The sequence below is a fragment of the Halolactibacillus miurensis genome (genome assembly GCF_900116255.1).
In the GTDB taxonomy this organism is placed as follows: domain Bacteria; phylum Bacillota; class Bacilli; order Bacillales; family Amphibacillaceae; genus Halolactibacillus; species Halolactibacillus miurensis.
In genome coordinates this window covers 255,790-272,528 of the sequence record NZ_FPAI01000001.1, presented here as the reverse complement: position 1 = coordinate 272,528, position 16,739 = coordinate 255,790, and the positions used below count along the sequence as shown (strand labels likewise).

The following is a 16,739-nucleotide window of genomic DNA, read 5'->3' as shown; positions in this document are numbered from 1 at the left end:
GTCCTGCTTTTTATTTATTAATTGGTAAATCAATCGTAATTGTTGTTCCTTTACCTTCTATCGATTGAATATTTAATTGTTGCTGGCACAGTTTCTTCAGTCGCATATTCGTATTAGCTAATCCAATATGTTTCTCATCAATCTCATTGCGTAAGATTTCTTTTAACTTATCACTAGAAATGCCAACACCATTATCTATTACTTCCAGTCGATAATGAGAAGCATACCGTTTTCCAGAAATCGTAATCATTCCACCATTGCCCTGTTTTAAAATCCCGTGTTTCAATGCATTTTCCACTAAAGTTTGGAGCACAAGCGGTGGTAGATAAACACCTTCTACTTTATTTACATCCACCTCATAAGCCACTCTTTCTTTAAAACGCAACTGATTAATATAAAGATAGGCTTCCACCAACTCTAACTCTTCGGACAGCGGAATAAGTTGCTTTGTGTTATTCAGACTAAAACTATTCGTTAAATACTGACCAAAAGCGTGGATTAAATCAACCATTTGATCAATATCTGTCGTACTCAGCGAGGCAATGGCATTCAATGTATTGAAAATGAAATGCGGTTTAATCTGTGCATGTAACCAAGCCGCTTCTAATTGAAGTTGTCTATGAATCGATTGTTTTAACTCCGTCAATGCTCTCACACGTGCTTGCAATTCCAACGAATCGACAGGTTTTACAATATAATCATTCGCACCTGATAAAAAGCCCGTATACACATCCTCTGGTTGACTTCTAGCCGTAAGAAGTAAAATAGGCAGCTCTGAGAGTGTGTAGCGTTTTCTGATTTCTTCTGTTAACTGATAACCAGATAGTTTAGGCATCATCACGTCAGAGATAACTAAGTCATAAAGTTGTTCATCAATAAGTTGAAGAGCAGCCTCTGGACTCGTTGTCGCAACAACATCATAAACTGGCTCAAGCATACTTTTAAGTACTTTTAAATTCACACTATCATCATCAATAACAAGTACTTTCGGTAACGCTTTATTAGATCGATGCCTTGTGGGTGAGGCATCTTCTTTCATTTCGGGCAGTACGATAGATGATGGTTGCTTCATGAGTTCTGAGTCACTCACTTGCTTATCAGTAGCCAGCGGTAACGTCAGATGAAATTCTGATCCAACACCTTTTTCTGATGATACTTGAAGCATACCGCCGTGCTGTTCAATAAGTTGTCTAGAAATACTCAGTCCAAGACCAATACCACCTGCATCTCGTTCATACGTCGAGAGCTTTTCATAAGGCTGAAAGATACGCTCCATTTCTTTTTCGGTCATACCGATTCCTGGGTCTATGATAGACACTTTAAGCATCGTTTGTTGTTTTTTTGCTTCGACAACAATGATCCCTCTATCTGTGAATTTCACTGCGTTATGCAGTAAATTAAACAGTATCCGTAGCAAGCGATGGCGGTCAGCGTAAACGAATACGGTTGGATTAAGATGATTTTCAATGCTTACCTCCGTTTTATTCGTCATAAATGTCACAATATCAATGACTTCATCCGTCAATGTTTTTATATCGACGATCGCTTTTTCTAAAGTAATATCTCGCTCTTTTAGTTTTGTGATATCCAATATATCGTTTAAGGTAAAGGTCAACTGATGACCAATTCTAATCATCAATGATAAGTGATACTTTGTCTCCGAATCAAGTGCCTCATGTTCATTCAATAAAGTTTGGGCGATATTAATCATCGCATGTAGAGGATTTCTAATCTCATGTGATGTATTTGCTAAAAATTGATCTTTCTTTTGATCCTCTTCGATTAACTTTGCGCGCTGATTTTCCGACACAATTAGTAAGTGGTGATGACGGCTAAATAACAATAAGGCAATTGATAGAATCGCAAAAATAAAATCAAACGGATAAAACGGAAAGTCAACGATGTCACTCAGCATTAAAAAACCCCAAATGATATTAGACGTGTAGCTGATGATGAAAAACAAAATGAAATACCCGTCCGTTTCTCCTTTTCTAATATATTGGATCGTTGAATACATCATATAGCTGATGGTCACAAAATAAAACACATAGTATAAGCCAAGAAGAATAGATAGATACTCAAACGGAACAATCCCTAGAGTTAACCCCCCCATCACACCATTAATGACAGTGACAACTTTCACAAAGCGATGATGAATCGGGAATAATCGGTGAATAAACTGCACCATCAATATGAGTAAACACACGTAAAAAAACGTCATAATTCTAAAGCTGTACTCATTCTGAATAGGTAGCTGAATAAACGTCTCGTCATCTAGTGCACTACCAAGAGCCATAAAGACAAGCATTAAACCAAATAAAACGAGTTCTTTTTGTTTGAATCGTTTACCAATAATAGAAAGCAAAAAAGCATAGATAGCATGTAGTAATAAGATGATAATTACTGTCATCTGTAGGGTTTCTTGCATATTCACTTCTTTTGCAATGGCTTCGTCCGACCCAAAGGTAATTGACTTATTAATACCACCCATATAAGGTGTATCATAGTTTGACAACTCAATCACTAAATGAAGGGTATCTGTATCAGGAGCGAGTGGAAATAAGGCGTAAAAAGGTCCGCGAAAAGTTGGTATCGACTCAAATGATGTAGCTGGTGTGTTCACTGTCTTTACTACTTCGCCATTTGCGATAACTCTTGAACTTGTATGTAAGCTTTTTATTCTGACACCAAAGATAGACGGACGATCAGAGGGTAATTGAATCGTTGCTTTGTAACTCCCATACCCATAAGCCTCTGACTCTGGATAAACACCGTCTAGCACGTATGTCCAATCGCTTGGCACATCAATTGTTGTTTGTTTTTGTCCTATCTTTGTTCCCTCTGTCTCAATGAAAGCTTGTGGATAAAAAGTCCATTCCCCGTTAAGAGATAAAGTTTCATCAGTAAATGTCCAATGAGATAAATCTAGTTCACCGTTATCGATTAATGGGTACTCAACGGTTTGATGGGCATGAATCCAAATAAAACGAAAACTCATCAGCATCAGTATAAATACTAACGCCAATAAAAATATATACCGCTTTTGCATTAACTGTTCTTGTTTAAACATTTAATCACCTTCTTAACTGTTCTTAGTTAATTAATAATGCATAGCCGATCCTTTGCGGTATCTTTTAGCTAAAAGTAAAGCTTGATCAGCTTCAATCATTACGGACTTATTTAACACCGAACTTTCAGATATACCTATTGTCGCGGTCACGTTGATCGACACATCTTGATAGTCAATCGATTGTTTTATACTGTCTAGTATCGCAAAAGAAAGCGTCTCTTGTATTTTCTCATTGTGCCGTTTTGCTGGATAAATAAACTCGTCTCCACCTACACGGTAGACGTTTTCATCTTGCTTCACAATCAACGACAGGCGATCGGCTACTTGTTTTAATACATAGTCACCACAATCATGACCATAACTGTCATTGATTTTTTTAAACGTATCTAAATCAATATAATAAATGACATAATGCTCGCCGTTTTTTTTATTCATAAGTTTACTAAGGGCACGTTTATTCGGTAATCCTGTCGTCGCATCTGTTAGTGCTAGGCGTTTATATTTATTTCTGTTTATGGATAATTGTGATATAATGACAATTAACACAATAATAATAATTAGATAATAATTGATATTCATTTTAAGTCACTCCTATTCTACCATAATATTTCAAATAACTCGTCTAATAATTATAACAGCGACAGCTTGACTAAATCTAAACACGTTCATAACGTTTTTAGGTAATAGGTCACAACAAAGGAGGCACGATGATGAAAGTTTGTATCTTTGACGATGAGACCATGGCCATTGATTTTCTTACACATCAATTAAAGAAGTTAGCTAATATACATATATTGTTCACTTCCACAACACCATATCTTGATGACCACACTGACACATTAAAACAAATAGATGTGGTATTTTTAGATATCGAGATGCCCGAGGTTGATGGACTATCTCTTGCTGAACAACTGAATGAACAGTACCCTCATATACATATTGTTTTTGTATCGGCACATAAAAGTTATGCAATCGAAGCTTTCGAATTAAGTGCACTCGATTACTTATTAAAACCCGTTCAATTAAATCGTTTAAAAAAGACCATTAAACGAATAGAACAGCAATTACCGCCTAACAATACCATCCTCTCTGAAAATAGACAGTTATTGATTCAAGTGCTAGGATCGCTTGAGTTTATTATGGATGATGCTTCTATTACTGCCACGATTCAGTGGCGCACGAGTAAATCAAAAGAAGTATTTCTATTTTTACTTCACCATGCTGGGGACGTTTTATCAAAAAGTAAAATGGTTGAAACGCTATGGCCAGATGTTGACCCTGATAAGGGATTTGCTAATCTCTATGTGAATATCTATAACGTCAGAAAATCATTAAAACCATTCAGTCATTTTATTACAATCGCTAATATCGATCAGGGCTATGCTGTTAAATTAAATCACGCAAAGGTTGATAAACACTTATGGTGTGCTTTTTTTAATAAATCAACCGTACTAACGGATGCTACTCAATCTGAGTATCAGCGTCATTTAGATATGTATAAAGGTGTTTATTTAGCAGAACTTGATTATATCTGGGCTGAAGCTGAACGGTTTGAAATAGATGAAATTTGGTTACATCACGCCAAGTTATTCGCCGACTTTCATTTTAAAAAAAATGACATTAAACAAGCCTCGCGTTGGTATACAACAATAATTAAACATCGTCCAGATGACGAACAAGTAGCTTTTCAATTAATGAAGCTCTATGCGGATTTAAATTATCGCATGCTGGTAGAACATCAATACAAAGATTTAAAAAAACACCTTCACGATTTAAACGTGTCAATGGATACAACGATAAAAAAATGGTTTGCAGAGTGGCAAAGACAATACCATACTTAACCTTGTCTATAGAGTAAAAGCTATCACACAGTCGTGATAGCTTTTATCTTTTTAAGGAAAATTATTTATTTGTTCTCTTTTTTGAAGTCATTAGACTTATCCATCCAATTACCATTAATACAGCGCCCATTAATAAATAGTTAAATAATGTTGTCGCTGTGTTTGGTAAAGTTTCTTCATCAGAATCTTCTGGCTCCTCATGTATACTAACGACTATTTTTTCATTGGTTATGTTATAGCCATCGATGACAGTCTCATAACCTGGTATCGATTCTTCTGCAATCGTATAGATATACACCTTACCGAAATCATCATAAGCAGCTAGGTCTCGGAATGTGTAGGACCAATCCATTCCACTGGTTATTTGAATTGTATCCACTCGTTCGCCGTTACGGAGTAAATGAACAGTGATAAATTCTGGGCGATCCAATAGTGAATCATTCAACCAAGTTTTATTAACAGTAACCGACGTCTCACCTGTTCGTGTGTTAATCACGTTATAGCCATCAATTTCCGTGTGATAACCTGGGACACCATCTTCTGTTACCCGATATTCGTAACGCTCACCTACTTCATTAAATTCTGGTATGTCTTTAAATTGATAGGTCCAACCATCCTTTGCCGTCACTTCAAGTGTTTGAATCACGACATCATTCTGAAGTAGATTGATTTTAATCAACTCTGGGCGATCCGTTGGATCGTCATCTTGCCACGTTTTTTCTCCACTAATCGTTACCGTTCCTACACGGAGGTTTTCAATATCATAACCGTTAATCGTTGTGTCATATCCCTCCACAGGTTCTTCTGTGATGGTGTATGTGTAGCGAATACCTTGATTATCATACTCCTGTAAATCCGTGAAGCTGTATCGCCAGTTATCAGCTGACGTGACCATTTGTTGATCAATCTCTATACCGTTTCTGAGCAGATTCACCGTAATCAATTCAGGTCTGTCTGATGACTCACCGTCTATCCACGTTTTTTCTCCACTAACTTCCGTTCTGCCCACACGTACGTTAGTAATGTCGAAACCTTCATCTGTTTCTTCATAACTTACATCATAACCAGAAACAGGTGCTTCTTCTACGGTATAGTTATACCGAACACCTTCTTCGTCAAAGGCATGAAGTTGATCAAAATGATACATCCAGTTACTTGATTCACTGACAAGTTGTGAGTCAATGACGATACCATTTTGAAGTAAGTTCACGGTAATGTCCTCTGGCCGCTCAGGATTATCATCATCTAACCATATTTTCTCTCCACTAATAGATGTTTCACCAACGCGGAGGTTAGTCAAATCAAACCCGTCCACTTCAGATTGGTAGCCTTCTACTGATTCTTCTGTGATGGTGTATGTGTAGCGAACACCTTGATTATCATACTCCTGTAAATCCGTGAAGCTGTATAGCCAATTATCGGCTGAATTAACGACTTGTTGATCAATCTCTATACCGTTTCTGAGTAGATTCACGGTAATCGATTCAGGACGGTCTGATGACTCACCGTCTAACCACGTTTTCTCACCACTCACGTCAATCGTTCCAACACGCACGTTAGTGATATCGTACCCTGTATCTGTTTCTTCATAACTTACATCATAACCAGGAACAGGTGCTTCTTCTACGGTATAGTTATGCGCAACACCATTCTCATCAAACGCATCTAGCTCATTAAAGCTATAAGACCATCCGGTTACATCACTAACTTCTTGACTGGTAAGTTCTTCTCCGTTTTGAAGTAAGTGAACGGTAATTGTTTCTGGTCGATCGTTAGCTTCATCATCTAACCACACTTTCTCACCTGTCACATCAGTTAATGCTGAACGGACGTTTTCAATTTCAAATCCTGTCTCTGTTTCGATAATTTGTGACAGATCATAGTTTGGTATGTCACTTTCTTCTACACGATAATTGAACGGACTACCATCCAAATTATATATAGGAATATCGGCAAATTGACCTTGCCAATTATCAATGGCTTTAACCGTTAACGTTTCAAATGCCACATCATCCTGGTAGAGCGTAACCGTAATTTCTTCTGGCCTCACATCTGATGAGGCATCTAACCATGTTTTCTCAATCGTTATGTCTGTTGTTTCAACATTTTGGATGTCAAAACCATCTGTTTGATTGCCTGTCACTGATTGAAGTAAATACCCCTCTCCAGGGACAACTTCTCTTACTGTATATTCATAGAAATCACTGTTTGAATCAATCGCATCTAAATTTTCAAATATGCCTTCCCAATTCTTTTCAGCCGTTAATTCAAGTGTCTCACCTGTTGGCAGATTATTTTGAAGTAATTCTACCGTAATAACATCCGGTCTATTTTCTGGTTGATTATTATCATTCCACACTTTACGAACAGGAATAGACGTCAACTTATAATTACTGACCTCGAGCTCAACGAGCTGTTCATCGTGTGGGAAATTAATCGCAAAAGTAACCTCCCCTACATGCGGTTGATAACCATCAAGTGGAGCGACTTCGGTAAAGCGATAAGTACCAGGGCGAAGACCTTCAACGCTAATTTCACCATTCTCATCTGTTGTATGTGTCGTCGCTTCATACGTTCCGCTGTTCACGAGACTGGTAGCTTCTAACTGGAACTCTACACCTGGGAGTGTCTCGTTTGTTTCCCCGTCTACTTTAACTAATTTAACAGAACCTTTTACGATATCATTGCCGACATCATTTAACTCAATGAGCTCTGTTTCAGTCACAGCATCATTTACAGTAAATACATCTGACGTATAGCCACCAGTTTGAATCGCGTAACCATCTGGTGCAGCTATTTCGCGCAGACGGTAGTCACCAGCCACAAGTCCTGTCAGCTCGATCATTCCGTTATGGTCTGTCATGAGTGTTTCATAACCAGATACAACTTGATCTGATGAATCAATTAATTCAAATCTCGCACCTGAAAGCGACGCACCTGTTTCATTATCCACTTTCTTAAGACGAATTGCCGCAAAAGGATGATTGTCTACTGTCGTTCTAACGACCTGCCCTAGCGCAACATCATCTAATGTTACTTCTATTTCTATCGGTGTCTGATCTAAAATATAGCCACTTGGTGCTTCTGTTTCTACAAGCTCATAGATACCTGGCTTTAAGTTATCAAACCTTAAGATACCATTCTCATCTGTCTCACCTGTAATAGACGTGAAAGATTTATTAGAATCATAGTAGTCTCCTGACTGATAACTAAGCTCAAACTTAGCACCAGCTAATGATCGGTTGCTTACAGCATCCCGCTTCAGTATTTCAGCGGCCGTTGTCTTTACATTATTTCCAAACGGTTCGGTTGAAATCTCCACTGGATCCGTTTGACTTAAAGCGATGTTAAACGGAATAGGTTCGCGATCACTCAAATTAAAGCCATTTGGAGCAGAGATTTCCTCAATCGTATAGTTACCCGGTCGTAAGTCACCTGTCTCAATTAAGCCGTTTTCATCTGAGATGACTGTTTTACTAAAGTTAATGCCTTCATCTGTAGACACGATGCTAAATCTTGCCCCAGAAAGGCCATTATTACTACTCACCGTATCCGCATCAACCTTTTCCATAAAAGCACTACCTGGAATGAGCTCATTTTCAACCGTAATGGCGTCTCGTTCAATATCAAGAACGGTGTGATTGTCTTTAATTGTAAAATAATACTCGGTACTATTTTCTTGATAGTGTTCTTTTTCGGTCGTTTCTTTAAAATAATAATCCCCTGGTGTTAAATCTTCTAGATAAATCACCCCACTAGCATCTGTAACATGTTCGTTACCTACTGGATCATTATCTGCATCATATAATGTAAAGCCGACATTTTCTAATGCTTCATTCGTTGTCCCATCAATTTTTGTGAGTCTGATATCAGGTTTAATCTCGTAGTTTTCTACTTCAATAATCCGGTTATTATCAACACTGCCACTCCCCACAGTTACATTTTGTGAATCACCAACTGCAGGATTAACCGTATAACCTTCTGGTGGTGTCACTTCTTTCAGTTGATACTCACCAAACAATAGATTAATAAATCTTAACTCTCCGTTACTATCTGTGGTACCTGTTTTAATTAAAACGTCCCCTGCTTCATCATAGAGATGAAATGCTGCACCTTCTAAAGCTGTTTCGTTATTTTCAGCATCCACTTTTTTAATCGTTAACGAGCCAACTTCACCACTAATGGAGCCTGAAATACTTCTAAAGTCGATTGCTTGATTGACATTAGTATCGCCTTCACCTTCAGCTACCTGCTGGCCAACAATTGATAGCTCATTTGAAATATTCCCATCACCTTCATACAAAATATACGTGTCATACTCGAGTACGTAAGCTTCTTCAATGCTTGATAAAAAGTTAATCTCATAACTTTCTTGACCGTTCTCATTTTCATTAAAGGTAACCGTATAATCTATGCCTTCTTCTAGCACTGCTTCTGAGTCTTTAACAATATTGGTTTCCGTTGCAGTTGTACCGTAGATTGTTAAAGTTTCTTGTATGATCGTTTGATTGATACTTGGCGTATCCGTTATAACCACATTATCTAACTTAGATTGGCTACGGTTGACGTTCACGGTCCAGTTCACAATACGACCATTGTCACTATTTTGTTGACCTGATTTCGTTGTAAATTCACCGCCATATCTTGGACTGACTGATGCATCTAAGACTGTATCTTCATGATTGTCACTTTCTATTGTCGCAGTGTTTTCATAAAGTGCTTCGACCGTTTCATCTGAAAAGTCTGTCGTAAATTCGATGACATAACCGGTTTGAATATCACCCAATCGAACAGAGAAAGCCACCTCCGTTCCTAAACTATCTGCTAAGTCAGTGATCGTAAAATCACCTGTCACTTCCGTTCCTTTTTCAAAGCCATTTGCGCCACCGGTTAAAATCATCTCATAGATTTTCACACTTGTTATATCAAAGTTCTGATTACCTAAGATAGGATCAGTAACGACGACATCTTCAAGTGTTTCATTATTATAGTTAACACCAATGGTCCAAGTGATTTCTTTTTCCTTTACATTGTAGCGGCCAAACTTAAAACCGTTATTTTTCGTGTAACCGTCAGGCACAAAGGTAGCTGAACCCGTTTTTGTGACCATGGTTGATTCACCTTCCGGCATCCATTCGGCAACAGCGCTGTTCGAATAACTACCTTCTCTTCCAGCAACATCAAAATCTATATCAGTGGTATAAGTAATGTCAACGCGTTGAGTAACATCATCTAAAAATTTTATTGTCATTTCGTCATTTGCATCACTATAGGTAACAGTTGTTTCACCCTCATATCCATTAATATTTAACGATGCTTCGTCAAACGTAAAACCAGCTGGTAACTTGTCTGTGACAGTCACATTCGTCATAACTTCTTCATCACGATTAATGATAATAGACCAATCCGTTGTTTTTTCCTTATAGTTAGCCCCAGTATTATTTTTGATAAGAATACCTTGTCCAATCGTTTGGCTACCTTCTGATTCATTACCAAAATCATCTTCAATTGTGTTCGTTACTATGCCGTCCTCAGACACACGATCGATTGTTTCTGTTTGGTATTTAATTTTGAATGGTTCATGAATGGATTCATTAAATTGAATCTCGTATCCTGAAGCAGTTCTTGTTAGTGTATAGTTCTCATACCGTTCTTTACCTATTTCTACTCCAGTATCTGGGTCAATCGATACTTTATACACTTCCATGGATCCATCAATCAATTGTTGGTTGTTATCCTGAAAAGTATCTGTCAAGACCGCTTGCTCTTGACCGATGTCTTTTTCGTCATAATTATACTTTACTTCCCAGTCAACAATTTGACCGACATCATCGTAATCCGTCGCTTCTTTTTCAAGTGGTTTCCCTCGCGTTACCGCGACTGTCGCATCTGTCGTTAACACATCCGGACTATCTGACGTAAGCGTTACATTGTTTTTATATTCGGTACCGACGCGGTCGTTTACGGTTGTATCATAAACAATCCGATAACCTTTATTAATATCACCCATTCTTAATTCATAACTTTTATCTGATGGATCCACTGTAAGATTAAAGTCGTTATTTAATACTGCATCTGTTACATCCGTCAGTGGTTCTTCAAATGACCCATCCGCATTCATGGTTAATTCATAAATTTTAAATGATGCTTCCATAAAACTATGATCACCTGTAGACGTTTGATCTGTTAGGACGACATTCGACATTTGTTGAAGATTTTTATTCACATCAACTGTCCATGTGATTGTTTCTGTATTGTAACCGCGGTTACCGATCCCTTGTTTATCTAAACCATTTTCATCTGGTTTAAAAGAAATAGGAAACTCTACTGTGTCATTCTCACCAAATGGAAAGACAATCGGCTCACCTTCGGCTGGACCATCGTAAGCACCATCAAAAGCCGCTTCTAACGTAATATTCCCTTGGATATTAGACTCCTGTGTAATCGTATCATTAAATACAATGACAATATCATTACCATTTGTATAGAACTCTCCAAATACCGTACCATCTGCGCGTTTGAGTTCTGATGAATCAGATTCTGGCACTTGTGGAATTGTAAACATAGAAGGTACTTCTATAGTGTAAAATGAACCGTCTCCATAGCTATGTCCATTTTCTAATTCAAAATCATAGGTTAATTCTAAAACTGTATGACTGAAAGGGGGGGCTACAATAATTTCTGTGCCGTCTATTAAAACCTCACCATCTTTTTTCACCGTTGTTTCAATATAGAAATGATCAGTAACCTCTGCTTCAGTTGTGAAGCTAGTTATCTTCATATCCGATGATTCTGCTATCTCTGTCGTTTCTTCCGTTTCAACTGTTTCATTATCTTCTAGTTGGTTTTCTTGCGTATTCTCTGTTGATTCTACTCCTTTATCGCCGTACACATGATTTCTTACTGTGTCTTCTTCAACGATTGCTTCAATAGAGATACTCCCTCTATATGTATCAACAATGCCTGCATCAAATAGAAGTGATAATTGATTTGCTTCAATTTTATATTCACCTATAATTGCCTGCGTTTGTTCATCAATCAATTCACCTGATTGGTTGGTGATGCTTATTCGGTCAGGTATCTTCATTGTTTCAGTTATTGACTCAGTTGAATCCATCGACATGGTTGTCCAGTTAACCACCACTGCACCTTTCCCACTCGCCTCATCTAATGAGAGTTTTTCCTCTTCCGTTTCAAACACGATTGACTCAATTGCTGATACCTTTGTTGTCTCAGCTAAAACTTGGGGTATCATTAAACTGCTTGATAACGTGTTAATAAGTAATACAAACAATAAGACCATACTAATACTTTTTTTCATTTTTCACCCTCCGTTTTTAAATCATATTCGCTCATTTATAATTTAGAATACATTCAACGCATTGCTCGAAGTGTTAAAGGTATTACCATGATATAATCACACCCTTAATTTAGCTGTTGATCTACCTAATGCTCCAGTCTATGTCTAGTCTAAAAAAAACGGTTGAACATTTTCTAAATTTTTTTAGATCACGCCACTATAAATGTAGGTATTTATGACTAAAAAACAGCACAAAAAAAGCTTTAACACTAGTAGAATGACTAATGTTAAAGCTTTTACTTTTTTTATACTTTAAATGATTATTTTCGATTCACGATGATAATACCAAACGCCACCATCACAAACGCAACAACGAGCATCCATGTGAGTGATTCACCCGGAATAAACATCGCCGATAACAATACCCCTGATACCGGGGTAATAAATTTATACATACTGATGCGTCCGGCTTGATGGTATTTCAACAGAGAATACCACAAAGCAAAGGCTATCGCAGATAAAAAGGCAGAGTATAACAACAAACCAGACCCGAGTGCATTAAATTGGATTGCACCTGGTTCAAGTTGCGGAAAGCCAATGAGAAGAAGCGCCACCGCACCGAGAGTAAGCTGCCAACCTGTGATCGCAAATGGATGAATCCCGGTCGCAAGCTCCTTTGCCATAATCGTCGCAATCGCACTGGTCACTCCAGCCATCAACATAAATCCTTCCCCGTCCCACTGGAAGCTAAGTGTCAGTGATTGTCCCCAGTTAGCTAAGATAATTCCACTAAAACCAGCAAGAATTCCAATTACTTTCTGCTTGCTTAAACGGTCATCTTTATAATAAAAATGGGCAGCTAAAATCGTGAAGAAAATGCCACCGGAAGATAAAATCGCCCCCTGCATACCTGTAACACGCGCCAATCCATTATAAAAGAAATAGTACTGGAAGGCTGTTTGAATGACACCAAGGACGAGTAAAATCCCAAATTGTTTCTTTGTTATCTTTATAGCTGATCGATTCATAAAGAATAAAAAGATAAGGACTAACAGCCCTGCGAGTAAAAACCTTAAACCAGCAAAGACCATTTTGGCAACTACGTCATCCGCTGACATCTGTAGTTCATCATAACTTACTTTGAGGACCGGAAAAGCACTTCCCCATAATACTGAACAGAGTATTGCTACTGAAATGGCAATACTCGGCTTCATTAATAATTTCTTCACTTGCCTCTCTCCTCTGCTTAACTTAACTTGTACGATCACGTGAGCCATTAACGGCTCCTTGTTTGAATAAACACACAAAGGTCATCATACCAAATTTAAACACCCGAAGAAAGCAAGTTGCTTAAAAAAAGATGGCCCAGGAGAGCCATCAGTCGGTGAGTTGTTTTCTAATTTCTTTATTTTTATCCGAAAAAGCGGTATGGTGTGATGACACCATCGCGCGAGCATTTGCTTCAGGATTAAGATACGTCTTTGCTTGGTTAACCGCGTTCACCGCATCTTGAAAACAACCGAGAATCAGATTAACTTTCCCCTCATAGCTAATAATATCACCTGCAGCAAATAATCCAGGGACAGATGTTTCACCAAGGCTATTACCTTTTAAGAAGAATTCACCCTCTCGTTCAAGTGATAAATCTGTCTCTTCTATGAGACTCGCATCTTTTTCATAACCATGATTAATCACCACATCATCTACTTCTTTAAGTATGGTCTTTTCTGTTTGACAATCCGTAAGTTCGACCGCCGTAATCCGGTTACCATCAGCAACACATCGGGTAATTTCGGTTTCAGGGTAGTAGCAAACAGAACTGTTGAGTAATTGTTTCACCGGCTGTTCATGACCTTTTAACGCCGATTTTCGGTACGTCAACATCACTTTTTTCGCAATGGGTTCAAGTAAGTTCGCCCAGTCAACCGCCGCATTTCCTCCACCTGAAATCATCACTGTACGCCCTTTAAAGTAGCTGAGTGAGGTCAGCGTATAATGAATATTTTCAACATCTAAACGTTCAGCCCCGACAATCTCTAATGTTTTTGGTTTTAAAATGCCACCACCAACCGCAACAATGATTGTTTGACTATAATGCTTTTCACCGGCTTTATTCGTCAGCACAAAATAATCCTCGGTTTTTTCAATCGACACAACCTGTTCATTTAATATAACGGTTGGCTTAAATGTTAAAGCTTGCGTCGTTAACTGTTCGATGAGCGCTTGTCCAGTAAGTGGCGCGAGACCACCGACATCCCAAATAATTTTTTCTGGATAGACATGAAGTTTTCCACCCAACTTGTCTTCCGCATCAATAATCTTTGTTTTCATGTGGCGCAAGCCACTATAAAAGGTAGAATAAAGACCAGCCGGTCCTCCACCAATAATTGTCACGTCAAAAAGTTCCATAAGATTACTTCCTCTCGTATTTATTAGACGTTCCGTCTCTTTCTAATGTTTGATATCAGTCATGACGGCGTCGTTTCTAATTGATAATCATTATCAATTATATCGGAAGTAGCTGACATTCTCAATATTTTTTATAAAATTTATTATTTTCACACTTTTCAAACACCAATAGGTGAAAAAAACCACCTACTATATTGACACACTAGTAAATTCCCGCTATAGTAGTAAACACAAATGACATTGAGAATCACTCTCATTACGGAGGTAATAACTATGACTCGCCTCACCACAAATCAACTAAAGGTTGGTTATGGCGCTTCTCCTATCATAAAAGATTTAACGCTAACGATACCTGATAAACAAATAACGACGATTATCGGTGCGAATGGTTCTGGTAAATCGACGTTACTTAAAGCGATGACTCGTCTGATTCCTTACGCATCTGGGATTGTATCATTAGACGGGAAAGCGATCCAAACAGAACCAACAAAAACATTAGCTCAAAAAATGGCGATTTTACCTCAAGCACCAGAAGGATCAGAAGGCTTAACGGTTCATGAACTCGTTTCTTATGGTCGTTTTCCATATCAATCGGCTCTCGGCCGCTTAAGTCCGCACGATCATGACGTCATTAACTGGGCACTTGATGTGACACAAATTGCCGAATTTAAACAGCGACCGATTGATTCACTTTCGGGTGGTCAGCGGCAACGCGTATGGATTGCGATGGCCTTAGCTCAAGAAACAGACATTATCTTTTTGGACGAACCAACGACTTACCTCGATATGGCTCACCAGCTTGAAGTATTAACTTTACTTGAAAAATTGAATCAAACAGAAGGACGGACGATTATTATGGTATTGCATGATATTAATCAAGCCGCACGTTTTTCTGATTATATTGTCGCCTTAAAAGATGGTGAGATTATAAAAGCGGGTACACCAGAAGATATACTTACAAAAGATGTGTTAAAAGCCGTCTTCCAGATTGATGCAGTGATTGGCACCGACCCAACGAACAATAAGCCGATGTGCTTAACTTATAACTTATTTAAAGGAGACTACTAACATGAAAAAACTACTATCCATCTTTATTTTATTCACAGCCTTAATTCTTTTTGCGGGATGTAATACCAACGAGGAACAAGCTGAAGACTCAAATACAAACGATCAGACTGATACCAGTACGCCCGAAGAGACAAACGAGACATTCTTATATGAATCAGAAACCGGATCTGTAGAAGTACCAACAAACCCTGAACGTGTAGTTGTCTTATCAGGTTATACCGGAGATGTATTAAAACTTGGCGTCAATGTTGTCGGAGTGGATACATGGTCTAAAAGTAACCCTACTTTTGAAGAAGAACTGCAAGATGTTGCGGAAGTATCAGAAGACAATTTAGAAAGCGTCATTTCATTAAACCCTGATTTAATTATTGCACTCTCGACGGTAAAAAATTTAGATCAATTAACAGATATTGCACCTACAGTCACTTATACTTGGGGAAAGCTTAATTATTTAGACCAACATATCGAAATCGGGAAATTATTAAATAAAGAAGAAGAAGCAACCACTTGGGTCGAAGACTTTAGATCACGCGCAACAGCTATTGGTGAAGAGATCAAAGCAGAGATCGGTGAAGATACAACAGTCTCAGTCATTGAAGCATTTGGGAAAGATCTTTACGTCTATGGTAACAACTGGGCACGTGGGACGGAAATTCTTTATCAAACAATGGATTTAAAGATGCCTGAAAAAGTAAAAGAAGATGCACTTGAATCTGGTTACTTCACATTATCACAAGAAGTCTTACCTGAGTATGTAGGTGATTATCTTGTCTTAAGTAAATACCAGGAAGCAGACACAGCATTTGAACAAACAGACACATTTAAAAATATTCCTGCCGTACAAAACGGCAACGTGATTGAGATGCAAGGAGAAGGTGCGTCATTTACTGACCCGATTACGTTAGAAAAACAACTCGCCTTCTTTAAAGAAGCTTTCCTAACGAAATAAACCAAAGCCATCTTCTCAATCGAAACAGCTATGGTTTACTTATACGATTTGGTACACTAACAAGGGAGTGCGTCTATCGCCTCCCTTGTTAAACTTTCAGAA

Annotated in this window: 8 protein-coding genes; 3 read left to right on the top strand and 5 right to left on the bottom strand. The window is 38.1% G+C overall.

Translation table 11 applies throughout. The annotated features are described in order from the left end of the window. Nucleotides 1–10: 10 nt before the first annotated feature. Nucleotides 11–3,070 carry a hybrid sensor histidine kinase/response regulator gene (locus tag BM390_RS01145; RefSeq protein ID WP_062319529.1) on the bottom strand — a complete coding sequence of 1,020 codons (3,060 nt, stop codon included), beginning with the start codon at nt 3,068–3,070 and terminating at the stop codon, nt 11–13. A gap of 30 nt (nt 3,071–3,100) precedes the next feature. Next, nucleotides 3,101–3,649, bottom strand: coding sequence for a GGDEF domain-containing protein (locus BM390_RS01140; protein ID WP_062319526.1), 549 nt, complete (start codon nt 3,647–3,649; stop codon nt 3,101–3,103). Nucleotides 3,650–3,780: 131 nt separating this feature from the next. Here BM390_RS01140 and BM390_RS01135 point away from each other — a divergent pair, with 131 nt between their 5' ends. Continuing rightward, the gene (locus BM390_RS01135; protein ID WP_177220594.1) at nt 3,781–4,911 is read left to right on the top strand and encodes a response regulator; all 1,131 of its coding nucleotides are present in this window, start codon (nt 3,781–3,783) and stop codon (nt 4,909–4,911) included. 61 nt (nt 4,912–4,972) lie between these two features. On the opposite strand, the gene BM390_RS01130 is transcribed toward BM390_RS01135, so the two are convergent. The 3 genes from BM390_RS01130 to BM390_RS01120 form a co-directional block, all read right to left on the bottom strand. Next, nucleotides 4,973–12,232 carry a Cna B-type domain-containing protein gene (locus BM390_RS01130; protein WP_089852729.1) on the bottom strand — a complete coding sequence of 2,420 codons (7,260 nt, stop codon included), beginning with the start codon at nt 12,230–12,232 and terminating at the stop codon, nt 4,973–4,975. Between the two features lie 299 nt (nt 12,233–12,531). Further along, nucleotides 12,532–13,440: a DMT family transporter gene (locus tag BM390_RS01125; RefSeq protein WP_246806730.1), complete on the bottom strand. Its 909-nt coding sequence runs from the start codon at nt 13,438–13,440 to the stop codon at nt 12,532–12,534. 148 nt (nt 13,441–13,588) lie between these two features. Continuing rightward, entirely contained in the window at nt 13,589–14,620 is a 1,032-nt protein-coding gene (locus BM390_RS01120; protein WP_062319515.1) for an NAD(P)/FAD-dependent oxidoreductase, read from the bottom strand. Nucleotides 14,621–14,893: 273 nt separating this feature from the next. On the opposite strand from BM390_RS01120, the gene BM390_RS01115 reads away from it, so the two are divergent. After that, nucleotides 14,894–15,688 carry an ABC transporter ATP-binding protein gene (locus BM390_RS01115; RefSeq protein WP_062319513.1) on the top strand — a complete coding sequence of 265 codons (795 nt, stop codon included), beginning with the start codon at nt 14,894–14,896 and terminating at the stop codon, nt 15,686–15,688. A gap of 1 nt (nt 15,689) precedes the next feature. Next, nucleotides 15,690–16,637 (top strand): iron-hydroxamate ABC transporter substrate-binding protein, encoded by a 948-nt coding sequence (locus BM390_RS01110; RefSeq protein WP_062319510.1) that lies wholly within the window; start codon nt 15,690–15,692, stop codon nt 16,635–16,637. Nucleotides 16,638–16,739: the final 102 nt, after the last annotated feature.